Genomic DNA, 25,080 nt, shown 5'->3' with positions numbered 1-25,080 from the left:
CCGTCGAGCACGGGGACGCGCCGGGATTACCGGCGCCCCGGGCGCAGTCTCCGCTTGCGCGTCGCCGGCTCGGCCGCGCGCGGCCGTTCCGGCCGGTCGGTCGCCGGCGAGATGCCCCAATAGTTGCGATAGATGTCCTGGAAAAGATGGCTGATCGGATGCATGACTGGCTCCTTGAATTGAATCGATCCAATTGATCGATGCGAAAAAGGCTGATTTTTCAGGCGCTCTTGCGCTCCACGATGAAGCGCGGCTCACGCTTCCACGGGCTTGCCCTGCCGCGGCGCCGCTCGCTCCGCGCGACCGAGGCAATGCCCCAATCGTTGCGGTAGACGTCTTCAAACAGATAGTTGACCGGATGCATGGCACCCTCCTTCTCGAACTTTGCTCCCAATCGTCGAAGCAAACTTGGATCGATTCAAGTCATATGCCTCACACCACTGGAGTCAAGCAAAAATTTGAATCGATCCAAGAAAAATGTTAGATGACCGGCAACCATTCCGCGGTCATGTTCGCTGTGTGACCGGATTCGGAGGAACGACATGGCATCACCCATCGAAGGCCAAGCACGACCCATCCGGCTGGCGGACATCGCCAAGGCGGCTGGTGTCTCGCATGGCACGGCCTCCAACGTCTTCAGTCGCCCGGAGATCGTGCGCGCGGAAGTGCGCGAGCGGGTCAAGGCGGTGGCGGAGGCGATGGGTTATGCCGGCCCCGACCCTAAGGGGCGCCTGCTGCGGGCGGGCAAGGTCAACGCCATCGGCGTCGGCACGACCGAGCCGCTCTCCTATTTCTTCGAGGATCCCTTCGCCCGCGTCATGATGGCCGGCATCTCCGAAGCCTGCGACGCCACCGGCGCCGGCATCGCCCTGGTTTCGGCCGCCAACCAGGAAAAGCTTGCCTGGAACATCCAGAGCGCGCTGGTCGACGGCTTCATCCTGTTTTGCATCGAGGGCGGCTCGCGCCTCGTCGACCTGACGCGCGAGCGCAGGCTGCCTTTCGTCGCGCTGGAGCTCGGCTTCGAGGACGAAACAGTCTCGGCGATCGGCGTCGACAATGTCGCCGGCGCCAGGCTCGCAGCGCGCCACCTTGCCGAGCTCGGCCATCGCCGTTTCGCGGTGCTGTCGCTGGCCTTTGCCGACGGTCGCACCGGCTTCGCCACACCGGAAATCGTGCGGAGCGCGCTCTACACCGGAACGCGTGACCGCCTTGCCGGCTATTTTGAGGAACTCTCCCGTTTCGGCATCGATACGGCGAAAATCCCGGTCTACGAGACGGAGAACGAGGAGAAGAGCACGAGAGCCGGGCTCGAGGCGATCTTTGCCGGCGGCGAGCGGCCGACCGCCATCCTGGCGATGTCGGACAGGATGGCCCTCATCGCCATCGAGTGGCTGACCGAGCGAGGTCTCAAGGTGCCGCAGGAGGTTTCCATCGTCGGCTTCGACGGCGTGCCGGACGGCGCGCTCTGCGACCCGCCGCTGACCACGATCGCCCAGCCGATCACGGAGATCGGCCGGCGGGCCGCGCGCATGATCCTCGACTTCGACGGCGCGGTGCGGCGCGAGACGATGGGCGTCGAGCTGGTCGTCAGGGCCTCCACCGGCCCGGCGCCGAGAACCTGACAAGCCCTCAGTAGCCGCCAACCCTCGCCGGTACAGGCTGCGCGCCAAACGTGGGGCGCGCAATCTCGTCGCGCGCCGGCTTGGCGCGGGCCGGGCCGAGACCGGCGAGCCATTCGAGATACAGCGCCAGCGCGAACTGCATGGCGATGCCGGCTGCGATCAGCAGCGTGTCATAGGCGAGGCCGCCCGGATTGATCAGCTTCAGCACCTGGGCCGCCATGGCGATCACCGTTCCGGCGACGAACACCGGCAGCGAGCGCTTGCCGAGGATCGCCAGCGGGTTGTCGGGCCTGGCACGGAAGAGGTTCGACACGGCCGGCAGGGCGACGACCAGGTAGCTGACCGAAAGGATATGCAGCAATCGCGGCAGCGACAGGAAGGTCTTGTCGAAACCGCCGATCACCACCGGCAGGTCGAACCAGGTGATATGACCCCACAATGGGCTGTGCACCCAGACCGCCGCGCCGACCACGTAGACGCCGGCGAAACCCACCAGCCACCGGTTTACGGGAATGGCGCCGCCGCGCTTGACGTGCAGCATGGCGGCAAGGCCGATGTTGAACAGGAACTGCCAAGATAGCGGGTTCAAGAACCACAGACCCGGCTCGGGATAGTTGGGCGGCGCGATCTGCCAGATGCCGGCAACCAGCCACAGCAGGCCGGACACCGTCAGCGCCGCCGCGGGCCTGTAGCTGACGGACAGCACAAAGGCCGGCGCCGCCAGAAGCAGCGCGGCATAAACCGGCAGGATGTTGTTGTAGCCGAGCTGATGGCCGAGCGTGACGATGCCGAGCAGAACCTCCGGCGTGTTCTTCATCAGCGGCTCGATGTTGATCATCTTCAACAGTTCCGGCCGGTGGGCAAACACCGCCGCGGCACAGAACATCGCGATCACCGCCATGGTGATGACGATGTGGGTGACATAGAGCACGCCAGCGCGCCGCCACATCTTGAGCGTCGCCAGCAGCCTGCCGCCCGGCTTGAACTTGCTGCCATAGGCGAGCGCCACCGAAATGCCGGAGATCAGCACGAAGGCCTCGGCCGCATCGGAGAAGCCGAGATTCTTGTAGGTCAGGTTTTCGAAGACGGTGCCCGGCACATGGTCGACGAAAATGGTGAGCAGCGCGAGCGCGCGCAGCACGTCGATACGCGTATCGCGATCTTTGATACGCGTATCGCGATCGTTGATACGCATGTCGCGATCGTTGATACGCGTATCGCGATCTTTGATACGCGTATCGCAATCATGGATACGCGGGTCGCGCTGAGAAACGGGGATGGTCATCGACAAAAGGCCTCAGAGCTGGTGTTTCATCTCCAGCAATGCGACCCCCGACGCACCGCTTCGATTCCTCCCGTCGGGAGTGTATCGGCGCAGAAACGGTCTGAAATGCGCCCGGTTCAATCAACTTTCGCGGAACTTGAAAACATTCCGTTTTGAAGCCGGCAAATCAGCGAAATCTCCGTAAAATCAAAAGGATGTGATCATGTCCGAACATGCCAACAAAAACAGCGTGCTGCGCCATGATCTGCCTTTCCCCTATCGCTTGACCGTACCGGCAGATGCGAGCGGCGAATGCCTTTTCGTGCTGCACGGATCGGGCGTGGACGAAACGACGCTGGTGCCGCTGGCGAGGCAGATCGCGCCGCGCGCGGTGCTCGTCGCGGCGCGCGGCCGCATCGCCCAAGAGGACGGTTTCCGCTGGTTCGAGCGAATCACGCCGACCAGTTTCGACCAGTCGAGCATCCGCGTGGAAACGGCCGCGATCGCTCAATTCGCAACCGAAGCCGCGCGACGCCACGGGCTCGACCTCGGGCGCGCGACCTTCCTCGGCTATTCCAACGGCGCCAATCTGATTTCCACGCTGATGCTGCTTCACCCCGGGCTGGTGAGGCAGGCGGCGTTGCTCAGGGCGATGCCGGTGCTCGATGACGCGCCGGCAACCAACCTCGCCGGAACGCGGGTGCTGGTCATCGCCGGCGCGGCCGACCAGACCTACGGCCCCTTCGCCCCGTCGCTGGTGACGCTGCTGAGCGCGCGCGGCGCCGAGGTCGATGCGCGCATCGTCGCTGCGGGCCACGAGTTCGGCGACGCGGACGCAGCGATCGCCCGGCAGTGGCTTGCAGGGCCTGCGCGGGCTGCCTGACGGCTTAATGCATGTCGCGCAAAAGTGCGCAGCGGTTTTGCGAAAACGACATGCATAAAAACAAAGACTTAAAGCGCGTCGCCTGAATCCGTTTCAGCGCGACGCGCTTTAGGAGCCGCTGCGATCGGAACGCGCCCCCTCAGAAGCGGCTGGGAGCTCAGCCGGGCACGTCCTACCCCTGCCCCATCCGGTTCCAAGCATCCAGGCCGGCGATCTTGTAGGCCTCGGCCAATGTCGGGTAGTTGAAAGTGTTGTTGACGAAGAAGTCGACCGTGCCGCCGAGATTGATCACGGCCTGGCCGATATGGATGAGCTCGGTCGCGCCCTCGCCGACGATATGGGCGCCGAGCAGTCGGCGCGTCTCGACCGAAAAGAGCAGCTTCAGGAAGCCCGAGTTGACGCCCATGATGTGGCCGCGCGAGGTTTCCCGGAAGCGCGCGACGCCGACCTCATAGGCGATCCCGCTCTCGCGCACCTGCTCCTCCGACTGGCCGACGGTGGAGATTTCCGGCACGGCGTAGATGCCGTACGGAAAAGTTTCCGGCGGCGGCGGCAGCGCCACGCCAAAGGCATGGCAGGCGGCCACCCTGCCCTGTTCCATCGAGGTCGAGGCCAGGCTCGGGAAGCCGATGACGTCGCCGGTAGCGTAGATGTTGGACACGCTGGTCTGGAACGTGTTCGGATCGACCTTTATGCGCCCCCTGGAGTCCGCCTCGATGCCGACCACGTCGAGACCGAGGCTGCCGAGATTGCCGCTGCGGCCGGCAGCGTAGAGAACGATCTCGGAGCGGATGGTGCGGCCGTCGGCAAGCGTCACCTCGGCATAGTCTGGCTTGGAGGCGATTTCCTTGACCGTGCTGCCGAGCCGAATGGTCATGCCGCGGTCGCGCATCTGGTGGATGAAGTCGTCGACGATCTCGCGGTCGACGAAATCGAGGATAGTGTTGCGCGGCTCGACCAGCGTCACCGGCACGTCGAGCGCGGAAAAGATGGTCGCGTATTCGACGCCGATGACGCCGGCGCCGATGACGGTCAGCGTGCGCGGCAGCCGGTCGAGCTCCAGCATCTCGTCGCTGTCGAAAATGCGCGTCTTGTCGAAAGGCACGTCGCGCGGCCGGTGCGGCCTGGTGCCCACGGCGATAAGCGCGTTGGCGAAGCCGACCTCGCTGTAGTCGCCACTGTCGGTCGTCAGGCTGACCTTGTTGGCGCCGAGGAACTTGGCCGTGGCGCGCGCGCTTTTGACCGCGTTGCGCATGAATTGATGCTGCAGCACCTCGACCTCGTGGTCGAGTGTCTTGTGCAAGCGCTCGACCAGGTCGCTGACGGAAATGTCCTGCTTGACCCGGTAGCCGCGCCCGTAGAAGCCACGCTCGCGCCAACCCGAGAGGTTGAGCACCGTTTCGCGCAGCGTCTTGGACGGAATGGTGCCGGTGTGCACGGAGACGCCGCCGAGACGCCTGCCCCTATCGACCACCAGTACCGATTTGCCAAGCTTGGCCGACTGCACCGCGGCGCGGCGCCCAGAGGGGCCGCTGCCGATGACAAGCATGTCGTAGTCCATATTCCCCTTCCCCTCGGCGTCTTGTTGCGCCGCAGCAAGCTAACGCGATCCGCGCCATGAATTCAACCGCCGCAACCGCGCTCGCCACGGCTTGCCGAGCATGCATCACGAGCCTTCGACCTTGATTCCGCCATCGGCTTTCACCATTTCAGTGGCGAATGGCCGACACCTATGTCCGGCCTGTTACGAGGGCATGACATGAACACGCGCGTGCTTGACGGCGAGATCATCACCACGAGGTTCGAGGATACGCGCGCCTATCGCGGCGTGCGCACCAGGCGCGTCTTCGCCTTCATCCTCGACTATTTCATCGTTGCCGTGCTCACCATCCCCTTCGCGATACTGGTCGCTGTGCTCGGGCTTTTGACCTTCGGTCTCGGCTGGGCGCTGTTTTCCGTGCTGGTTCCAGCGGTTGCCATCCTCTACATCTGGAACACGCTGGGTAGCCGCGACCAGGCCACGACCGGCATGAAGATGATGGGCATCCGGCTCGACAAGCTCGACGGCACGCGCATCGACGGCCTGACCGCGGTGGTGCATTCGGTGCTGTTCTGGGCCGCCAACGTCATCCTGACGCCGCTGGTGCTGCTGGTCACGCTGTTTTCCGATCGCAAGCGCACGCTGCATGACCTGCTTCTCGGCACGGTCGTCACGCGCACCGACCTCTGACGGTGCCGGCGCGCCGTCGCCGCGCCGGTTGTGCTAGAATATGAACAGCCTGGGCCGGCCGCGGCCGCACAATCCTGTTGAATTTTTCGCCGGCCGGGCCAAAGGTAGGGCGATTCGCAGGAGTGTTTCCAAGGATCGATGACGCAGCATCCGACCCAGTCGCCGCAGTTCTTCCTGACCGCGCCGTCGCCGTGCCCCTATCTGGAGGGCCAGTTCGAGCGCAAGGTGTTCACGCACCTTGTCGGCGACAAGGCGCCCGAGATGAACGACCTGTTGACCCAGGGCGGCTTCCGGCGCTCGCAGAACATCGCCTACCGGCCTGCCTGCGAGTCCTGCCGGGCGTGCGTGTCGGTGCGCATCCTGGCGCAGGAATTCACCGCCAGCCGCAACATGCGCCGCGTCATCCAGCGCAATGCCGACCTGATCGGCGCAATGCATGACGCGCAGCCATCGACCGAGCAATATTCGCTGTTCCGCGCCTATCTCGACGCCCGCCACCGGCGCGGCGGCATGTCCGACATGACGGTGCTCGACTATGCGATGATGGTCGAGGACACGCATGTCGATACCAAGATCATCGAATACCGGCGCCGCGGCCCGGATACCTTCATCACCGGCAAGGGCCACGGAGAATTGATCGCGGTGGCGCTGACCGACAAGATGGCCGACGGGCTGTCGATGGTCTATTCCTACTTCAATCCCGATTTCGACGACCGCTCGCTCGGCACCTTCATGATCCTCGACCACATCGCCCGCGCCAAGGCGATGGGATTGCCCCACGTCTATCTCGGCTACTGGGTCAACGGCTCGCGCAAGATGAGCTATAAGATGCGCTTCATGCCGCAGGAGCATCTCGGCCCGAAAGGCTGGGAACGCTACGACCACGAAGCGGTCAGTCGCTGACCATTTTTTCCAAAGCCCAACCTTAAACTGTTTCAAGGGGCAGGAAGCTGGTGTTTCCGCCACTCGATGGACGAGTGTGCCATCAAGCCAGCCGTCTGCAAACCATTGCGAAACCTATCATGTCTTCCTACCATGACCACCAGAAAGGCCTGCTGATCACCGCCATCGGCGGGTTGACGCTGACCGTCGACATTCCGCTGATCCGGCTCGCCGACGGCAGCCCATGGACCATCATGATGCTGCGCACCGGCACCACGCTCGTCGCCGCGCTGGCGATCTGGGCCGTCTGGCGCGCGTTGCGCGGCAATGCGCCACAACTCATCCCGGGCTGGTCGGGACTTGCCGTGGCTCTGTGCTACGGGCTCACCGGCGTCACCTTCGTCACCGCCGTCTATCACACCTCGACCGCCGACCTCGTCTTTATCCTCGCCTTCAACACCGTGTTCGCGGCGCTGCTGTCATGGCTGTTCCTGCGCGAAAGGCCCCGGCTCGGGACGGTGATCGCGATGCTGGCGATGATCCTCGGCGTGCTGATCATCGTCGGCGGCTCGGTCGGCACCGGGCATCTGTTCGGAGATTTCATGGCGCTGTGCTCGGCGCTGTTCGTGGCGATCGCCATCACCATCTCGCGCGCCAGCGGCAAGGATATGGGCTTCACCGCGCTCGTCGGCGTCATCCTGCCGCTGGCGGTCGCCGTCTTCATGGTCTCGGGCGAAGGCTTTCACGTCAACCAGCCATGGTGGATCATCTTCAACGGCGCCGTGATCATGCCGATCTCGTTCTTCTGCCTCGCCAACGGACCGAAATACATCTCAGGGCCGGAGGTGGCGATGTTCTATGTGCTGGAGACGGTTCTGGCGCCGGTCTGGGTGTGGCTGATCTTTGCCGAGACGCCGACGCGCAACAGCCTGATCGGCGGCACGATCCTGATCGTGACGCTGGTCGCGCATTCGCTGTGGCAATTGCATGAGGGGCGCAAGCGCCGCGCCGCCCTTGCGGTCGGTTACCCGGCCTGAATTTTCCTGGCTTCGGGCGCCGCCTCGATCCGTGGCGGTCCGTTCTCGTCGGCACCGGCAGGCGCCTGTTCGTCCATCATCTCGACCTCGCGCAGCCATTCGCGCCAGATGGCGACGAGCAGCGCCATCAGCACCGGGCCGATGAAGAGGCCAAGGAAGCCCATTGTCTTGACGCCGCCGATCAGGCCGAAAAAGGTCGGCAGGAACGGCAGCTTGATCGGCCCGCCGACCAGCTTCGGACGCAACGTCTTGTCGACGATGAAGAGCTCGACCGCGCCCCAGATGAACAGCGCCATGCCGGCAAACAACTTGCCGCTGGCGGCGAGATAGATCGACACCAGCGTGAAGGAGAGCGGCGCGCCGCCCGGGATCAGCGCCATGATGCCGGTGAGCGCGCCAAGCGTCACCGGCGACGGCACGCCGGCCAGCCAGTAGGCGACGCCCAGCACGAGGCCTTCGCCGATGGCGATGACGGTCATGCCGGTGACGGTCGATGAGATGGTGGCCGGCACGACGCGCGAGATCCGCTCCCAACGCGTCGGCAGGATCCGCTCGCCGAGACGATCGACCTGTGCCGCGAAAGCTTCGCCGTCGCGATAGGCGAAGAACAGCGCGATCAGCATGAAGAGCAGCGTGAGCAGCAGGCCGAAGGCGCTGCCGCCGGCGGCCAGCGCGCCGCGGTAGATGGTGCCGATGTTGGAGCCGCTCACCATCTGGATCAATTCGCCGATGCCGCCGGGATGGCCGAGATTGGTTGTCCACTGCTGGTTCAGCCACTCGCCGATCACCGGCATGGTGGCGATCCATTGCGGCGTGGCGGAACCGTGGCGGTTGGTCTCGATCGCCCACACCACCCATTCGCGGAGCTCGTTGATGGCATAGGTCCCGGCAAGGGCGATCGGCACCACCAGGAAGGTCAGGATGAACAGGATGGCCAGCGTCGCGCCGATGGTGCGGTTGCCGCCGACGGCGACGAGCAGCCTGCGGTAGAGCGGCCAGCTGGCAAAGGCGATGACGAGCGCCGCCAGCACCGGGAACAGGAAGCCGTGGAAGAAATAGACACCGGCGGCGACGATCAGCACCAGAAGCCAGCGCGCCGCCGAAAGCGGCGGGATGACGGCTGCCCTGAGCGGCGTCGACAGACCGAACAGACGCTGCCCCGGCTTCTGGATTTCAGCCCGCTTCAACCCGGCGTTTCTCCCCTGCCCGGCAATTCGATGGATGCTTATGCACCATCATAGTGCAGCAATCGTGACGATAGTCCAAATGAATGGTTTCACCCCCTTGAGGGGGAGATGGCCGGCGGGCCAGAGGGGGTCGCCGCGCATGGAGCGCCAACTTTCTCCGCTGGCGAAGGGGGTAGAGCCAGGACGAACCGACCCCCTCTGTCGCCTTCGGCGACATCCTCCCCTCGAGGGACCCTCGAGGGGGGGAGATTTGGCGCTACCCGAACTTCCCCGTCCTCGGGAAACCCTTCGGCACCATGCGGCCGGCGGCGGCGCGGGCGCCGATCCATTCGGCCAGTTCCTCGCGCGACTTGGTGAAGGTGCGGTCGGCAGAGTCCTGCCAGGTGAGCCCCGTTTCCAGCGTGAAGGTCTTCAGGTCCAGCACGCCGCCGTCCTTGTATTTTTGCAGGCGCACGCCCTTGCCGCGCGCCATCTCCGGGATCTCGGCGAGCGGGAAGACCAGCATCTTGCGGTTCTCGCCGACGATGGCGAGATGGTCGCCGGCGATCGGAATGCAGCGCTTGGCCTCGTCCGGCGCCTTGACGTTCATCACCTGCTTGCCCTTGCGGGTGTTGGCGACGACCTCGTCCTCGGAAACGACGAAACCGTTGGCGTCATAGGAGACGAGCAGCAGCTTGCGCTTCGGATCGTGGACGAAGGCGGTGACGATGTCCTGGTCGTTCTCCATGTCGACGATGATGCGGATCGGCTCGCCGTGGCCGCGCCCGCCCGGCAAACGGTCGGCGCCGATGGTGTAGAACTTGCCGCCCGTGGTGAAGACCAGGATCTTGTCGGTGGTCTGGGCATGGAAGGCGAGCTTCAGGCTGTCGCCCTCCTTGAAGGCAAGCTGCGAATGATCGGTCAGATGACCCTTCATGGCGCGCAGCCAGCCTTTTTCGGACACCACGACAGTGACCGGCTCGCGCTCGATCATGGCATGGGCGATGTCGGTCAGGTCATGCTCGGGCGCGTCGGCGAACTGGGTGCGGCGCTTGCCGAGCTCGGTCTCTGGGCCGAACTGATCGCGGACCTTGGTGACTTCCCACTTGATCGTCGCCCATTGCTTGACGTCCGACGCCAGCAGGGCCTCGATCTGCTTCTTCTCCTCGGTGAGGCCGTCATATTCCTTGCGGATCTCGATCTCTTCGAGCTTGCGCAGGGCGCGCAGCCGCATGTTGAGGATGGCTTCGGCCTGGTTGTCGGTGAGCGACCAGCGGGCCATCATCACCTGCTTGGGCTCATCCTCCTCGCGGATGATCCTGATGACCTCGTCGATGTTGAGATAGGCGATCAGGTAGCCGGCGAGGATTTCCAGCCGCTTCTCGATCTCGCCCAGCCGATATCTCGAGCGGCGGATCAGCACGTCGCGGCGGTGGTCGAGCCACTCCTTCAGCACGCCCTTCAGCGACAGGACGTTCGGCACCTTGCCGCGCGACAGAACATTCATGTTGAGCGGGAAGCGGCTCTCGAGCTCGGTGAGCTTGAACAGCGATTCCATCAGGATGCCGGGGTCGACCGTGCGGCTTTTCGGCACCAGCACGATGCGGATGTCCTCGGCGCTCTCGTCGCGGATGTCTTCGAGCAGCGGCAGCTTGCGCGCCATCAGGAGCTCGGCGATCTTCTCGATCAGCCTGGCCTTCTGCACGCCATAGGGGATCTCGGTGACGACGATGCTCCAGGTGCCCCTGCCTTGGTCCTCCTGGCTCCATTTGGAGCGCATGCGGAAACCGCCGCGGCCCGTCTCATAGGCTTCGAGGATCGATGCGCGGCTGTCGACGATGATGCCGCCGGTCGGGAAATCCGGACCCTGGACGAAATCCATCAGCTTGGCCACCGGCGCGTCCGGATGCTCGATCAGGTGCAGCGCGGCCTCGCAAAGCTCGGCGGCGTTGTGCGGCGGGATCGAGGTTGCCATGCCGACCGCGATACCGGACGAGCCGTTGGCAAGCAGGTTCGGGAAGGCGCCGGGCAGAACGACCGGCTCCTCGTCCTCTTCGTTATAGGTTGGCCGGTAGTCGACTGCGTCCTCGGTGATGCCGGCAAGCAGCTCGGTCGCCACTTCCGTCATGCGCGCTTCGGTGTAGCGCATGGCGGCGGCGTTATCGCCGTCGATGTTGCCGAAATTGCCCTGCCCGTCGACCAGCGGGTAGCGCATCGAGAATTCCTGCGCGAGGCGCACCAGCGCATCGTAGATCGACTGGTCGCCATGCGGGTGGAACTTACCCATCACCTCGCCGACGATGCGGGCGCATTTGGCAAAGCCCTGGTCGGGGTTGAGCCGCAAAAGCCGCATGGCGTGCATGATGCGGCGATGGACCGGCTTCAGTCCGTCGCGCACATCCGGCAGCGCCCGATGCATGATGGTCGACAGCGCATAGGCGAGGTAACGCTTCTCAAGCGCTTCCTTCAGGTCGACCGGTTCGATGTTGTCGCCGCCGTCATTGTCTTCAGGCGGCAAATGCCTTTTTCCCATGGATTTGGACTAGCCGAGCGGGTGATTCGCGGCAAGCGCCGGGTTGGAAGTCGGCGGATTCGTCGCGCAATGTGGTCCGCAAAGCCGCACCCGGTGATGTGAAGGATTTCACGGAAGCGGCAGGGCGAACATTCCAGTTTGCCGCCCATCTGCAACAGGCATCGGCTGCAAGCGGGGATGCCGGCCAACATCAATCTGTTACATGCGCCCTCTATCCGGGCATGCAATGCGATCTGGGCATGCAAACGGGCGCAGGAGAGCCGCGGTCTTCATGACAAATTCACCGCACCGTGCAAAGCGTGCCGGCCCGCATTTGCTTTTCGTCGCCGTTTTCGACAAATGGGCCGGAGATCGCCTTTTTCCCGTCCCGTTCGTCACGGAATGGTGACGGTGCAGGAATTCAAAACACTTTTCAGGACAGGGAACTCGCCATGACAATTCAACGCTCATTAATGCTCAAGAAACTGGCTTTTTCAACCTTTCTGCTGACCCTGCCGCTCAACGCCGCGTTTGCCGCCGATCCGGCCGTGGCCGAGCGCGTCAAGGCAACGCTTGCCGCCCAGGGCGTCGACATTTCCTGGACCGGGGCCTCGGGTGACGATTCGAACGTCGTCTTGCAGGGCGTGTCCATCAAGCCGGCTGCCGAGAAGGAAGCGCTGCCGATCGGCGACGTGAAGCTGGAGGGCGTCACCGAGGCCAATGGCGGCTTCGAGATCGCGACCGTCTCGACCTCCGCCCTGGAGCACTCCAAGGACGGCGTGACGCTCAATCTCAGCCCCTTCGTCATCCACGACATGAAGGTGCCGGCCGAAGGCAGCACCGATCCGCTCGGCTCACTGATGATGTACAAGTCGGCCGAGCTCTCCAACATGACGGTCAAGGTCGGCGACAAGACCGCCTTCTCGATGGACGGGCTCGCCGTCCAGATCACCCCGCCGGCCGACGGCAAGGCGATGGATTTCACCGCCAATACCGAAAAGTTCAATGCCGATCTGACGCTGGTCGACGACCCGAAGTCGAAGGAAGCGATCGAGGCGCTCGGCTACCAGAACATCTCCGGCACCGTCTCGATGGCGGGCACCTGGCAGCCTAGCGACGGCAAGATGGAGCTGTCGAAATACGACATATCGGTCGACAAAGCCGGCACGCTCGGCATGACCTTCAACCTCGGCGGCTATACGGTCGACTTCATCAAGTCGATGCAGGCCATGCAGAAGCAGCTCGCCTCGCAGCCGGAGGGCGCCGACAATTCAGCGCAAGGCATGGCCATGCTCGGCCTCTTGCAGCAGCTGTCCTTCAACGGCGCCTCGGTTCGCTTCGACGACGATTCGCTGACCGGCAAGGTGCTCGACTATGTCGGCAAGCAGCAGGGCATGTCCGGCAAGGATGTCGCCAACCAGGCCAAGGCGATCGTGCCGTTCGGCATGGCGCAGCTTAACAACCCCGAACTGACGGCCGAAGTCTCGGCGGCGGTCAACAAGTTCCTCGACGACCCGAAGAGCCTCGAAATCTCGGCCGAGCCACCGTCATCGGTGCCGTTCGCCCTGATCATGGCCGGCGCCATGTCGAACCCGCTCGACCTGCCCAAGACGCTGGGTGTCAAGGTCAAGGCGAACGAGGACTGATCGAGCGCAACGCTCAGGCAAAGAAGCCCGACAGCGATGCCGGGCTTCTTTTGTTCAAGACCGATTCATTTAGCAGAAGCAACCGCTTCGGCGCTGTTCCTAACCTTCCTTCTTCGCCACCGCGACGCGCAGCGACAGCTCGCGTAGCTGCTGCGGGGTGGCTTCCGAAGGCGCGTTCATCAACAGGTCGTAGGCCTGCTGGTTCATCGGGAACATGGTGACCTCGCGCAGGTTCTTGGCGCCGACCAGAAGCATGACGATGCGGTCGATGCCCGCCGCCATGCCGCCATGCGGCGGCGCGCCATACTGGAAAGCGCGGTAGAGGCCGCCGAAGCGCTCCTCGACCGTAGCGCGATCGAAGCCAACCATCTCGAAGGCTTTGACCATGGTTTCCGGCAGGTGGTTGCGGATGCCGCCGGAGGCGATCTCGAAACCGTTGCAGACCATGTCGTACTGGAACGCCTTGATGCCGAGCGGCTCCTGGCCGCCGAGCGCATCGATGCCACCCTGCGGCATCGAGAACGGGTTGTGGGCGAAGTCGATTTTCTTCTCGTCCTCGTTCCATTCGAAGAATGGGAAGTCGACGATCCAGCAAAGCTCGAAGCGATCGCGGTCGACGAGGTTCAATTCCTCGCCGGCGCGGGTGCGCGCGGCACCCGCGAAGGCGACGAACTTCTTCGGGTCGCCGGCGACGAAGAAGGCGGCGTCGCCATCGGCGAGGCCGAGTTGCTGGCGGATAGCCTCAGTGCGTTCCTCTCCGATGTTCTTGGCGATCGGGCCGGCGCCCTCGAGCTTGTCGCCCTCCTTGCGCCAGAAGATGTAGCCGAGGCCCGGCTGGCCTTCGCTTTGCGCCCAGGAGTTCATGCGGTCGCAGAAGGCGCGGCTGCCGCCGGTCTTGGCCGGGATCGCCCAGACCTCGGCTTTCGAGTCGTTGGCCAGGATGTTGGCGAAGACCTTGAAGCCTGAATCGCGGAAGTGATCGGAGACCGCCTGCATCTCGATCGGGTTGCGCAGGTCCGGCTTGTCGGTGCCGTAGGTGCGCATCGCTTCGTCATAGGGGATGCGGCGGAATTTCTGGTTCACCGGCTTGCCGTCGGCGAAGGTTTCGAAGACGCCGCGAAGCACCGGCTCCATGGTCGAGAGCACGTCGTCCTGCTCGACGAAGCTCATCTCGAGGTCGAGCTGGTAGAATTCGCCGGGCAAACGGTCGGCGCGCGGATCCTCGTCGCGGAAGCAGGGCGCGATCTGGAAATAGCGGTCGAAGCCGGAGACCATGATCAGCTGCTTGTACTGCTGCGGCGCCTGCGGCAGCGCGTAGAAGGTGCCGGGATGGATGCGCGAGGGCACCAGGAAGTCGCGCGCGCCCTCCGGCGAGGAGGCCGTCAGGATCGGCGTCGAGAATTCGGTGAAGCCCACCTCGCCCATGCGCCTGCGCATCTCGGCGATGATCCTGGTGCGCGCCACGATGTTCTTGTGCAGCGTTTCGCGGCGCAGGTCGAGGAAGCGGTATTTCAGGCGGATGTCTTCCGGATAGTCCGGCTCGCCGAACACCGGCAGCGGCAGTTCCTTGGCCGCCGACAGCACCTCGATCTCACGTGCGAAAATCTCGATCTCGCCGGTCGGCAGATTGATGTTGACGGTCTCCGGCAGGCGCGCCTTGACCTCGCCGTCGACGCGGATCACCCATTCGCCGCGCAGGGCCTCGGCGGTCTTGAAGGCCGGTGAATCCGGATCGGCGACGATCTGGGTCAGGCCGTAATGGTCGCGCAGATCTATGAAGAGCAGCCCGCCATGGTCGCGCACGCGATGCACCCAGCCCGACAGGCGGACGGAATTGCCGACGTCGCTCTTTCTCAACTGGGCACAGGTATGGCTGCGGTAACGATGCATTGTCATTGGTGAAGTCCGGAATTGCGGGCGAAAGCCCGGCCCTGAAAATTGGCGCGAAAAGCGCATGAGAGGCCGGCTTTGTCAAGGTAACCGGTCACACAGGGCAAGCAGTCACACAGGCGCGCGCGGCTTCGGCCCTTCAACAGAAGTGGACTTCAGCGCCCTGTCGCTGGAAATCGGCAAGCACGGCGGCGGGCGCGGACCTTTCGACCACCAGATGCCTGATCGCGTCGGGCGCTGCGACACGGAAGGGAGCCGCGGTGGCAAGCTTGTCGTTGGTGGCGGCGATGACGATGCCGGCGCTGTTCCTCGCCATGGCCCGCTTCACCTCGGCTTCGGCCGAATCGAAAGCCGTGACGCCGCGCGAGGCATCGAGGCCGCAGGAGCCGAGGAAGAACAGATCGGCGCCGAGCTGCGCCACGGCGGCCAGCGTGTCGCCGCCGACGCAGGTGCCGAGGTCGCGGACATACCGGCCGCCGAGCATGATCAGCTCGACCAGGGGCAGATCGGCGAGAGCCGATGCGACGCCGAGCGAGTTGGTGGCCACCGTCAGCTCGATATCGCGCGGGATTGCCCTGGCGATCGCCTCATTGGTGGTGCCGCCGTCGATGAACAGGGTCTGCCCCGAGGTGAGCACGCCGACCGCCACTTTCGCCAGGCGCAGCTTTTCCTCGACCGCATGGCTGCCGCGCTGGCTGATCGTTGCCGCCGCAAAAGGCGCCGACGCGACCGCGCCGCCATAGACACGGCGCAACTGCCCGGCTTTCGCCAGCTCGCGCAGATCGCGGCGAACCGTATCTTCCGAGACCCCAAAGCGGCTGGCGAGCTCGCCGGCCAGCACCCTTCCCTCCGCCGCCAACCGGTCGCGAATGAATTGGTGTCGTTCCTCGGTGAGCATGCACGATCCTATTTCTTTGTGCACATTCTTGCATGTTCTGCATGTTTATGCAAGAAATAGCGTGATGGACTGGCGATGCCGTCCCACCCCTCCCATCGGAAGTGCCGTAATGACCCTTGGCTTGAAACTCGCCCTCAGCACCGCGTCTATGCCGGTTTCGCGATCTACTCTTTCGCCATGGGCAACATTTTCCCGCGCCTGCCGGATATCAAGCGCGCCATGGAAATCGAGGACGGCACGCTGGGGCTCAGCCTGATCGGTACGCCGATCGGCACCTTGACCGCGCTGACGCTGGCGACCCCTGTCCTGGAGCGTGTCGGCTTTCGCCGGGCGCTGCTTTGGCTGGTGCCGCTGATCGCGCTCGTCTATTCCGTCGCCGTGCACGCGCCGGGACCGGTCGCGCTGTTCCTGATGCTGCTGCCGGTCGGCCTGATGATCGGCAGCGTCGAGATCATCCTGAATGTCGAGGCCGACAGGACGGAGTTCCTGCTCAAGCGCCGCATCATGAACCGGGCGCATTCCTTCTGGAGCGCGGGCTTCTTCGGTGCCGGGCTGTTCGGCGGCGCGATGGCGCATTTGGGTCTTTCGCCGCAACTCCATCTGGCGCTGGTGGTGCCGATGGTGGCGGTTTCGATGGCGTTGTTCCTCGGCGGCTTCGACCCGGCGCCGGCCCGCCACGCCGGGACCGACCAAAAGGCGCCGATGTTCGCGCGGCCGACGCTGCCGATCCTCGTCCTCGTGGCGGTGACGCTTTCGGCGATGCTCTTGGAAGGCGCCAGCATCGACTGGTCGGCGATCTATATGCGCACCGTGTTCGAGTCCGGCCCCTTCGTCGCCGGCTTCACGGTGGCGCTGTTTGCCTTCTCGCAGGCAACCACGCGCTTCTTCGCCGACTCCTTCGTCGACCGCCACTCGCCAAGCGGGGTGGCGCGCGTGCTGCTGGCAGCGATGGCGGCGGGTGTGCTCATCGTCTTCTTCTCGCCCCTGCCGTTCGTCTCGATGCTGGGTTTTGCCCTGTTGGGCATCGGCAGCAGCGCCCTTTTCCCGCTGGCGATCTCCGCCGCAGCGCAACGGACGGACCGGCCCGCGGCGATCAATGTCGCGGCGCTTTCGCAGATCTCCTTCATCGCCTTCCTGCTCGGTCCGCCGCTGCTTGGCTTCGTGTCGGACCATTGGGGCATCCGCTCGGCCTACGGGATCGGCATCCCGTTCGTCGCGCTCAGCCTGCTGACCGCGGGCTCACTTGGCCGGCGGCCGGCCGCAGAGGCCATCAACGCGATTCCAGGCGAGGCGCCGTCTACGGTCGTGCAGGAGATGGAAATACGAGCCGGCAAAGCTTAGGGGCTCCTGCCCGATTGATAGCCCCATGTCCCTCGGCCGGATGCAGGAACGTGGCCCGTCTTCATGTAAGCATTTGCCACTGGCATTGGCGGGTTCGATGGTCCAAGAAGGATCACTGAAACGTGATTGCCTTCCCTGAATGTCTTCCATTCGTCCGCTGATCCCGCTCCTCATTGCCGCAGGCATCCTGCTTGGCGGTAATGGGCTGCAAAGCACGCTGATCGCGCTGCGTGGCGCGCAGGAGGGCTTTTCCGCCACGGTGATCGGCCTGATGGGCACGTTCTACTTTGCCGGCTTCCTGCTCGGCTGCCTGGCGATCACCCGCATCCTCAAGGCCGTCGGCCATGTCAGGACCTTTTCGGCGCTTGCCGCCATTGCCTCGGTCGGCACGCTGCTTCTGGTGCTGGTCATCGATCCGGTGATGTGGTGTGCGATACGCTTTGCCGGCGGCTTCTGCTTCGCCGGCCTGTTCACCGTGATGGAAGCCTGGCTGAACTCCGGCGTCACCAACAAGGACCGGGCCCGGGTGCTCGCAATCTACCGCATGGTCGACATCGGCTCGGTCACTGGCGCGCAATTCCTGATCCCGGTCTTTGGCGCAGGCGGCTTCGCTATTTTCGCCGTCATGTCGATGATGATCACCTTCTCGCTTGTGCCGGTCTCGCTCGGCGACCGCTCCAACCCGGCGCCGCCCGAAGAGGTCAAGCTCGACCTGCCGCGTGTCTGGCGGATCTCGCCGCTTGGCTCGATCGGCTGCATAGCCGTCGGCGTCACCAATAGCGCCTTCCGCACGCTGTCGCCGGTCTATGCCGAGGAGATCGGCATGTCGGTGGCCGATGTCGTTACCTTCGTCAGCGTCGGCATCTTCGGCGGGGCGCTGATCCAGTATCCGCTGGGCTACCTTTCCGACCGCTGGGACCGGCGCTCGGTGCTGCTGACCACAACCTGTTGCGCCATGGTCGCAGCGCTGACGCTTGCTTTCGTGGCGCACGGCGATCCGTTCCTCAACTTCGTCATCGTCTTCATCTTCGGCTGCTTCGCCATGCCGCTCTACTCGCTGTCGGCTGCACACTCCAATGACCGTGCCGACAAGGGCGAGTTCGTGCTGATCAACGCGGCGCTGATGCTGTTCTATTCCTTCGGCGCCATTGGCGGCCCGTTCGCGGCATCGGCGGTGATGCAGTATTTCGGACCGGGCGCCCTGTTTGTATTCAGCGCCACCGTCTACGCCATTCTCATTGTCGTGATCCTCTACCGGATGCAGGTGCGATCGGGTGTTCCGGCAGGCAAACGCAGCCGCTTCACGGCACTTTTGCGCACCTCGACACTATTCGCGCGGCTCGCGCGGAGAAGCGGCGATTCGGACACGGCCGACGAATGATGACGTGGCGCCGGCTTGACGAAAGCGCGCGCGACTGAAATTGAAAGAGGCCTAAAAAATGATGTCAAAAGCGATTTGATGCACGTCATCACCACCCAGAAAGAACTCGAGAGCGCCATCGCGGCGTTCGAAAAGTCGGAATTTGTCACCGTCGACACCGAATTCATCCGCGAAACGACCTTCTGGCCGATCCTCTGCCTGATCCAGATGGCCGCGCCCGGGGTGACGGCGCTGATCGATCCGCTGTCGCCTGACATCGATCTCAAACCGTTTTTCCGGCTGATGGCCAATGAAGCGGTGGTCAAGGTTTTTCACGCCGCTCGCCAGGACATCGAAATCATCGTCCATCTGGGCGACCTGGTGCCGCATCCTGTATTCGACACGCAGGTGGCGGCCATGGTCTGCGGCTTCGGCGACAGCGTCTCTTACGACCAGCTGGTGCAGCGCATCACCGGCGCCCGGCTCGACAAATCCTCGCGTTTCACCGACTGGCGGCACCGGCCGCTCTCCGACAAGCAGCTCGAATACGCGCTCGCCGACGTCACCCATCTGATCAAGGTCTACCAACATCTCAGCGCCGAGCTGAAGCGGGAGGACCGCGCCCATTGGCTGAACGAGGAGATGGATGTTCTCACCTCGCGCGGCACCTACGATCCGCATCCGGAGGACGCCTGGAAGCGGCTGAAGATGCGGCTGCGCAAGCCGCAGGAGCTGGCGATCGTGCAGGCGGTGGCCGCCTGGCGCGAGCGCGAGGCGCGCGAACGCGACGTGCCGCGCGGCCGCGTGCTTAAGGACGACGCGATCTACGAGATCGCGCAACAGGCGCCGCGCGATGCGACAGCCCTCGGCCGGCTGCGCACGACGCCGAAGGGCTGGGAACGATCCGCGACCGCGACAGCACTGCTCGGCGCGGTCAATACGGCGCTTGCCATGCCGAAGGAAGCGATGCCGAAACTGCCGAAGACATTCCAGCCGCCGGAGGGCTCGAGCGCGGCGGCGGAACTGCTCAAGGTGCTGCTCCGGATCGTCGCCGAAAAGGAAGGCGTCGCCTCCAAGGTGCTCGCCTCCAGCGACGACATCGACCGCATCGCCGCCGAGGGCGACGCCGCCGACGTTCCAGCGCTGCAGGGCTGGCGGCGTGCCGTGTTCGGCGACCAGGCGCTGAGACTGGTACGTGGCGAGATCGGCATCAAGTTCGACAAGCGCAGGATCGCGGTGTTCGATCTTTAGCACCCCTCCTTCTCCCACAAGGGGAGAAGGAAAGGGCCTCACACCGCGCCAAGCAGGTGCAGTGCGAACCAGATCCAGGCGATAAGAAGTACGCCCGCGCCGACGAAGAAGGCGCGGCTGCGGTACAGCAGGTAGTTTCTGCTGAGATGCACCCAGGCGTGGACATAGCGCGTGACGACGAAGAGCCACATCAGCGCGAGCGTCAGGTAGTTGACGCCATTGGTGACGAAGAGCGCCAGGCACAGCACATGAAAGAGAACCGGCAGCTCGAACTGGTTGATCAGATTGTTGGCGACGGTGACGCTCGACGCCGGCTCGGTCGAGCGGACCTTGTACTGGCTGATCTTGGCCTCGCCGGACTTCACGGCGAAGTAGCGACGTTTAAACATCACCAGATAGACGACGTAGACCAGAAGCACATGCGCCAGCATGGGCCAGAAGATGGCGGTCTGATTCATCCCCTGCCCGCTCAGCGCCGTCGTACCGCCAGCGCGAATACCGCGACGACCGCGACGGGAACGGCCAGAAGCGCGAACTTGGTCACGGTCAGCGACGAGGCGAAGGACAGTGAATCGGGATTGGCCAACTGGAAATCGGACAGCAGCCGCGCGATTGCGAAGTTCTGCGCGTAATCGGCGAGTGTGTAAGGCAAGACCAGCACCAACGCCGACAGCGCCTGCAACTGCGCCGGCAAGGCGCGGAAGTTCCTCAGCCGACGGCCAAAGGCCAGGATCAAGCTAAGCAAGGTGAGCGACAGCAGCGCCGGGAACAAAAGATCAAAAGTCAGATAGTGCCAGACGATGATGATCTCGCCGCCGCGCCGGCCGAGCGCTGTCAGCCATGCCATGCCCTGATCGGGCGTGAAGCCCGTGACGCGCATGTCGAGCGAGGGGAGCCCGCTGCTCAGGCGGCGAAAATAGAAAAACTCCAGCGCCGTCATTGCAATGAAGACCGTCGCGGACGCGATGGAGAGCGCCGCCGCGTGACGCGACAGGCGCAGCACCGCCACGGTCAAGCCACGCCACAAGCTTAGACGGTCCGGCTGTTCGCCAGCCTGATCAAAGTCCGCCCGGATAGTTCGGGCTCTCGCGGGTGATCGTGACGTCATGGGCGTGGCTTTCACGAAGTCCGGCGTTCGATATGCGCACAAAGGTGGCGCGCTCGCGGAACTCGGCAAGATCGCGCCCACCGACATAACCCATAGCGGCTTTCAGGCCGCCTGCAAGCTGGTGCAGCACGCCAGCCACAGGTCCTTTATAGGGAACCTGCCCTTCAATGCCCTCCGGGACCAGTTTCAGGGTGTCGCGCACCTCGGCCTGGAAGTAGCGATCGGCCGAGCCGCGCGCCATGGCGCCGACCGAGCCCATGCCGCGATAGGCCTTGAAGGAACGGCCCTGATGCAGATAGACCTCGCCCGGGCTCTCGTCGGTTCCGGCAAGCAGCGAGCCGATCATGGCGGCACTGGCGCCCGCGGCGAGCGCCTTGGCGAGGTCGCCCGAATATTTGATGCCGCCATCGGCAATCACCGTCACGCCCGCCTTGTCGGCCGTCTCCACCGCCGACATGATCGCCGAGAGCTGCGGCACGCCGACGCCGGCCACGATGCGCGTGGTGCAAATGGAGCCCGGGCCGATGCCGACCTTGACGGCGTCGGCGCCGGCATCGATCAGCGCCCGCGTGCCTTCTGCAGTGGCGACATTGCCGGCCAGGATGCGCACGGAATTGGAAAGCTTCTTTGCCCGCGTCACGGCATCCAGAACGCGCTGCGAATGGCCGTGCGCGGTGTCGATGACCAAAAGATCGACGCCGGCGTCGATCAGGCGTTCGGCGCGCTCGAAGCCGTCGTCACCGACGCTGGTGGCCGCGGCGGCGCGCAAGCGCCCCTGCGCGTCCTTGGTGGCATGAGGGTTGAGCTGCGACTTCTCGATGTCCTTGACGGTGATCAGGCCGACGCAATTGCCCTTCCGGTCGACCACGACCAGCTTCTCGATGCGGTGCTTGTGCAGGAGGCGCTTGGCCTCGTCCTGGTCGACATTTTCTTTGACCGTGATCAGGTTCTCACGGGTCATCAATTCGTAAACCTTCTGCGACGGATCGGAAGCGAAACGCACGTCGCGGTTGGTGAGGATGCCGACCAGCCGGCCCACCGTGTGGCCGCCGGTGCCGCCGTTTTCCACCACCGGAATGCCGGAAATGCCATGCGCGCGCATCAGCGCCAGCGCGTCGGCGAGCGTCGCGTCAGGGCCTATGGTGACGGGATTCACCACCATGCCGGATTCGAACTTCTTCACCTGCCTGACCTGCTCGGCCTGCTCGGCCGGCGAGAAATTGCGGTGGATGACGCCGATGCCGCCGGCCTGCGCCATGGCGATCGCGAGCCTCGCCTCGGTGACGGTGTCCATGGCGGCCGACAGGATCGGCACGTTGAGATCGATGTCGCCGGCGATGCGGGTGCGGATGTCGGTCTGGCCGGGCATGACCTCGGAATGGCCGGGCTGCAACAGCACGTCGTCGAAGGTCAGCGCCAGCGCGCCGGTGGACGTCTCGATGATTTTGCCATGGCCAGTCCTTTTGAATGCGGAAAAGGCGCTGGACCGAAATGGCCAGCGCCGACTCTCATCTTCCCTTTCAGGATTGGCGCTGGCTGGTAACACGTCCTGCCGCGGTTGAAAAGCCGATCGTTGCGAGACGCTTCAGGTTCCTATTCCGCACCCAGAAGAGCATCCAGCAAAGCGTGCCGCGGCGATGCAAAAGGATTGACGACGGTTACACCGCCCCACGTGAAGCCCTCCTGCAGATCTTCCGACAGGAGTAGCCGGCAACCCGTTTGCGAAGCAGTGGAAAGAATGACGGCATCCCAGATGCCGAAACGATGGTCCGCCGCAACATCGACAGCCATCATCATCACTTCCGACGTCGTCCCGGCAACCGGGAACGCGTCGCTCCAGCTAAGCAGCTTATCCCGAGCTTCCTGGGGGGACCTTCCGGCCTTGCGGACGAGAACATTGAACAGTTCGCCCAGCACCTGGACCGGAATAACTGCGGCCTCTCGTGGAATACTGTGTAGCAGTTCGAGAACGACGTCGCGTTTCTCCGCGTTGTTAACGCCCTCAGCATAGGCCAGGACATTGGTGTCGATCGCGACCTTCACCGATCGTCCTCATAAAGTTCATCACGGGTCCAGCGTCCGGCATTGAGGATCGGCTGCCGTTCGAGGCGTGACAGCAATGCCGCGTGCGAGCGGGAGGCAACGCCTTCGTGCTTCTCCGCAGACACGATCCGGGCCACAGGGCGCCCGTGGCTGGTCACGACGTAGCTGTGGCCGTCGCGCACCTCACGTAAGATATGAGAGAATCTGCGATTGGCATCGGCTGCCGAAACGGTTTCGTCCATGGCTGCACCTGATCTGTAGTAGTTATTTTCACTACAATAGTGGCAGGATCCGCATTTGGCAAGCCATGACAGTCCACCACCATGGTTGCGGTCGCACAAAAGTGACAGCAAATTAATGCGACATCCGGGCCAATGCGTGATAACCGCCCGGGCGTGCCGGCTCGCCCCCAGCCAGGCCTAGAATCGCGAAGTCAAATCAGGGCGCTTCCCCTTGAACCGCATCATCCCGCTCATCCTGGCGGTCGCTCTTTTCATGGAGAACATGGATTCGACCGTGATCGCTACCTCGCTGCCGGCGATCGCCATCGATATCCACACCAGCCCGATCGCGCTGAAGCTGGCCCTGACGGCCTATCTGGTGTCGCTGGCGATCTTCATTCCGATCAGCGGCTGGATGGCGGACCGGTTCGGGGCCAAGAACGTGTTCCGCGCCGCGATCGCCGTCTTCATCGCCGGCTCGATCGCCTGCGCCTTCTCCAACTCGCTGCCGGCCTTCGTGGTGTCGCGCTTCCTGCAAGGCATGGGCGGCGCCATGATGACGCCGGTCGGCCGCCTGGTGCTGGTGCGCGCCACGCCGAAGAGCGAGCTGGTCGCTGCCATGTCCTGGCTGACGGTGCCGGCGCTGGTCGGGCCGCTGGTCGGCCCGCCGATCGGCGGCTTCATCACCACCTATTTCACTTGGCACTGGATTTTTCTCATCAACGTGCCGATCGGGCTCGCCGGCATCTGGCTCGCCACCCGTTATTTGCCGGAAACCGAGCCCACAGAGACGCCGCCGCTGGATTTCCCCGGCTTCGTGCTCAGCGGTCTCGCCGCCTCCGGCATTGTCTTCGGCCTCTCGGTGGTCAGCCTGCCCGCTTTGCCGCCGATCGCCGGCTTCATCACGGTTGCCGTCGGCCTGGTTTCGGGCACGCTTTACCTCCTGCACGCGCGGCGCGCCAAGAACCCGCTGCTCGCGCTGACACTGTTCCGCAACCAGGTGTTCCGCTCCTCCGTGCTCGGCGGCTCGCTGTTCCGCATCGGCATCGGCGCGGTGCCTTTCCTGTTGCCGCTGATGTTCCAGATCGGCTTCGGCCTGACGCCGTTCCAGTCCGGCATGATCACCTTCGTCTCGGCGATCGGCGCCATGGGCATGAAGTTCGTCACCGCGCTGCTGTTCCGGCTCGCCGGCTTCCGCCGGGTGCTGATCTGGGGCGCGCTCATCGCCGCCAGCTCGATCGCGATCTACGGCCTGTTCACGCCCGAAACACCCTATGCGCTGATGCTCGCGATACTGCTGGTCGGCGGCTTCATCCGCTCGATGTTCTTCACCGGCGTCAATGCGCTCTCCTATGCCGAAGTCTCGACCGCCGACACCAGCAAGGCGACGCCGATCGTTGCCGTGTTCCAGCAGCTGTCGATAGCGCTCGGCGTGGCGCTGGCCGGCGGCATCCTGGAAGTGTCGACCTCGATCCATGGCGGGCCGCTGACGCTGAGCGACTTCCACATCGCCTTCTTCATCGTCGCGGCGGTGTCGGCGATCGCATCGGTGACCTTCATGCAGCTGGCGCCCGATGCCGGCAACGCGGTTTCGGGCCACGGAAGATTGACGACGCCGAAGACGCTGGAGACGGTGGGGACTGCGGGGAAGTAGCTCACGGTACCGCCCCTGCGTGACTTCGTCATTCTAGGGCGGAGCGCAGCGAAGCGAAGCGTAGACCCTAGA

General features: G+C 64.1%; 23 protein-coding genes. 10 read left to right on the top strand and 13 right to left on the bottom strand.

Annotated elements, in window-relative coordinates; translation table 11 throughout:
• Nucleotides 1-26: 26 nt before the first annotated feature.
• Together EJ071_RS38685 and EJ071_RS38680 are read right to left on the bottom strand one after the other, a co-directional pair.
• Nucleotides 27-164, bottom strand: a complete 138-nt coding sequence (locus tag EJ071_RS38685; protein ID WP_189521199.1) for a hypothetical protein — start codon at nt 162-164, stop codon at nt 27-29.
• A gap of 56 nt (nt 165-220) precedes the next feature.
• Nucleotides 221-364, bottom strand: a complete 144-nt coding sequence (locus tag EJ071_RS38680; protein WP_189521197.1) for a hypothetical protein — start codon at nt 362-364, stop codon at nt 221-223.
• Nucleotides 365-542: 178 nt separating this feature from the next.
• Between EJ071_RS38680 and EJ071_RS24140 the strand changes: the two genes are divergently transcribed.
• Nucleotides 543-1,622 carry a substrate-binding domain-containing protein gene (locus EJ071_RS24140; RefSeq protein WP_126100107.1) on the top strand — a complete coding sequence of 360 codons (1,080 nt, stop codon included), beginning with the start codon at nt 543-545 and terminating at the stop codon, nt 1,620-1,622.
• 7 nt (nt 1,623-1,629) lie between these two features.
• Here EJ071_RS24140 and opgC read toward each other — a convergent pair whose 3' ends face one another.
• On the bottom strand, nt 1,630-2,817 hold the full coding sequence (opgC, locus tag EJ071_RS24135; RefSeq protein WP_245460353.1) for an OpgC domain-containing protein: 1,188 nt from the start codon (nt 2,815-2,817) through the stop codon (nt 1,630-1,632).
• Between the two features lie 292 nt (nt 2,818-3,109).
• Between opgC and EJ071_RS24130 the strand changes: the two genes are divergently transcribed.
• Nucleotides 3,110-3,769: an alpha/beta hydrolase gene (locus tag EJ071_RS24130; protein WP_126100105.1), complete on the top strand. Its 660-nt coding sequence runs from the start codon at nt 3,110-3,112 to the stop codon at nt 3,767-3,769.
• A gap of 172 nt (nt 3,770-3,941) precedes the next feature.
• Here the strand turns inward: EJ071_RS24130 and sthA are convergent, their stop codons facing one another.
• A complete protein-coding gene (gene sthA, locus EJ071_RS24125) occupies nt 3,942-5,330 on the bottom strand; it encodes a Si-specific NAD(P)(+) transhydrogenase (protein ID WP_126100104.1) in 1,389 nt (462 codons plus the stop codon).
• 198 nt (nt 5,331-5,528) lie between these two features.
• Between sthA and EJ071_RS24120 the strand changes: the two genes are divergently transcribed.
• The 3 genes from EJ071_RS24120 (at nt 5,529) to EJ071_RS24110 (ending at nt 7,918) form a co-directional block, all read left to right on the top strand.
• Nucleotides 5,529-5,999 carry an RDD family protein gene (locus EJ071_RS24120; protein WP_126100103.1) on the top strand — a complete coding sequence of 157 codons (471 nt, stop codon included), beginning with the start codon at nt 5,529-5,531 and terminating at the stop codon, nt 5,997-5,999.
• 138 nt (nt 6,000-6,137) lie between these two features.
• Nucleotides 6,138-6,902 carry an arginyltransferase gene (locus EJ071_RS24115; protein ID WP_126100102.1) on the top strand — a complete coding sequence of 255 codons (765 nt, stop codon included), beginning with the start codon at nt 6,138-6,140 and terminating at the stop codon, nt 6,900-6,902.
• A 119-nt stretch (nt 6,903-7,021) separates the two neighbouring features.
• Nucleotides 7,022-7,918 (top strand): DMT family transporter, encoded by an 897-nt coding sequence (locus EJ071_RS24110; RefSeq protein ID WP_126100101.1) that lies wholly within the window; start codon nt 7,022-7,024, stop codon nt 7,916-7,918.
• Here EJ071_RS24110 and EJ071_RS24105 read toward each other — a convergent pair.
• Together EJ071_RS24105 and parC are read right to left on the bottom strand one after the other, a co-directional pair.
• Nucleotides 7,906-9,105 (bottom strand): AI-2E family transporter, encoded by a 1,200-nt coding sequence (locus EJ071_RS24105; protein WP_126100100.1) that lies wholly within the window; start codon nt 9,103-9,105, stop codon nt 7,906-7,908. The genes EJ071_RS24110 and EJ071_RS24105 overlap by 13 nt on opposite strands.
• Before the next feature lie 256 nt (nt 9,106-9,361).
• The gene (gene parC / locus EJ071_RS24100) at nt 9,362-11,617 is read right to left on the bottom strand and encodes a DNA topoisomerase IV subunit A (RefSeq protein ID WP_126100099.1); all 2,256 of its coding nucleotides are present in this window, start codon (nt 11,615-11,617) and stop codon (nt 9,362-9,364) included.
• A 431-nt stretch (nt 11,618-12,048) separates the two neighbouring features.
• Here parC and EJ071_RS24095 point away from each other — a divergent pair, with 431 nt between their 5' ends.
• Nucleotides 12,049-13,242 (top strand): hypothetical protein, encoded by a 1,194-nt coding sequence (locus EJ071_RS24095; RefSeq protein ID WP_126100098.1) that lies wholly within the window; start codon nt 12,049-12,051, stop codon nt 13,240-13,242.
• A 99-nt stretch (nt 13,243-13,341) separates the two neighbouring features.
• On the opposite strand, the gene aspS is transcribed toward EJ071_RS24095, so the two are convergent.
• Both aspS and EJ071_RS24085 read right to left on the bottom strand, forming a co-directional pair.
• The gene (gene aspS, locus EJ071_RS24090) at nt 13,342-15,132 is read right to left on the bottom strand and encodes an aspartate--tRNA ligase (protein ID WP_189521565.1); all 1,791 of its coding nucleotides are present in this window, start codon (nt 15,130-15,132) and stop codon (nt 13,342-13,344) included.
• A 139-nt stretch (nt 15,133-15,271) separates the two neighbouring features.
• Nucleotides 15,272-16,030 carry a DeoR/GlpR family DNA-binding transcription regulator gene (locus EJ071_RS24085; RefSeq protein WP_126100096.1) on the bottom strand — a complete coding sequence of 253 codons (759 nt, stop codon included), beginning with the start codon at nt 16,028-16,030 and terminating at the stop codon, nt 15,272-15,274.
• Between the two features lie 177 nt (nt 16,031-16,207).
• On the opposite strand from EJ071_RS24085, the gene EJ071_RS24080 reads away from it, so the two are divergent.
• From EJ071_RS24080 to rnd, 3 genes are all read left to right on the top strand, one after another.
• A complete protein-coding gene (locus EJ071_RS24080; RefSeq protein WP_245459960.1) occupies nt 16,208-17,371 on the top strand; it encodes an MFS transporter in 1,164 nt (387 codons plus the stop codon).
• 139 nt (nt 17,372-17,510) lie between these two features.
• Nucleotides 17,511-18,752: an MFS transporter gene (locus tag EJ071_RS24075; protein WP_126100095.1), complete on the top strand. Its 1,242-nt coding sequence runs from the start codon at nt 17,511-17,513 to the stop codon at nt 18,750-18,752.
• A 78-nt stretch (nt 18,753-18,830) separates the two neighbouring features.
• Nucleotides 18,831-19,982, top strand: a complete 1,152-nt coding sequence (gene rnd / locus EJ071_RS24070) for a ribonuclease D (protein WP_126100094.1) — start codon at nt 18,831-18,833, stop codon at nt 19,980-19,982.
• Between the two features lie 38 nt (nt 19,983-20,020).
• On the opposite strand, the gene EJ071_RS24065 is transcribed toward rnd, so the two are convergent.
• From EJ071_RS24065 to EJ071_RS24045, 5 genes are all read right to left on the bottom strand, one after another.
• Entirely contained in the window at nt 20,021-20,440 is a 420-nt protein-coding gene (locus EJ071_RS24065) for an MAPEG family protein (RefSeq protein WP_126100093.1), read from the bottom strand.
• A gap of 11 nt (nt 20,441-20,451) precedes the next feature.
• Nucleotides 20,452-20,997 (bottom strand): hypothetical protein, encoded by a 546-nt coding sequence (locus EJ071_RS24060; RefSeq protein ID WP_245460352.1) that lies wholly within the window; start codon nt 20,995-20,997, stop codon nt 20,452-20,454.
• A gap of 43 nt (nt 20,998-21,040) precedes the next feature.
• Entirely contained in the window at nt 21,041-22,534 is a 1,494-nt protein-coding gene (gene guaB, locus EJ071_RS24055; protein ID WP_126102705.1) for an IMP dehydrogenase, read from the bottom strand.
• A 149-nt stretch (nt 22,535-22,683) separates the two neighbouring features.
• Complete coding sequence (locus EJ071_RS24050) at nt 22,684-23,133, bottom strand: PIN domain-containing protein (RefSeq protein ID WP_126100092.1); 450 nt, start codon at nt 23,131-23,133, stop codon at nt 22,684-22,686.
• Complete coding sequence (locus tag EJ071_RS24045) at nt 23,130-23,375, bottom strand: type II toxin-antitoxin system prevent-host-death family antitoxin (RefSeq protein WP_126100091.1); 246 nt, start codon at nt 23,373-23,375, stop codon at nt 23,130-23,132. The genes EJ071_RS24050 and EJ071_RS24045 overlap by 4 nt, the downstream gene beginning before the upstream one ends.
• Before the next feature lie 211 nt (nt 23,376-23,586).
• Between EJ071_RS24045 and EJ071_RS24040 the strand changes: the two genes are divergently transcribed.
• The gene (locus EJ071_RS24040) at nt 23,587-25,008 is read left to right on the top strand and encodes an MFS transporter (RefSeq protein WP_126100090.1); all 1,422 of its coding nucleotides are present in this window, start codon (nt 23,587-23,589) and stop codon (nt 25,006-25,008) included.
• The last annotated feature ends 72 nt before the right edge of the window (nt 25,009-25,080 follow it).

It is taken from the genome of Mesorhizobium sp. M1B.F.Ca.ET.045.04.1.1 (assembly GCF_003952465.1).
GTDB classification, from domain to species: Bacteria; Pseudomonadota; Alphaproteobacteria; order Rhizobiales; family Rhizobiaceae; genus Mesorhizobium; species Mesorhizobium shonense.
Note: the sequence above shows the minus strand (reverse complement) of the source record. Positions and strands in the feature narration are given on the sequence as shown.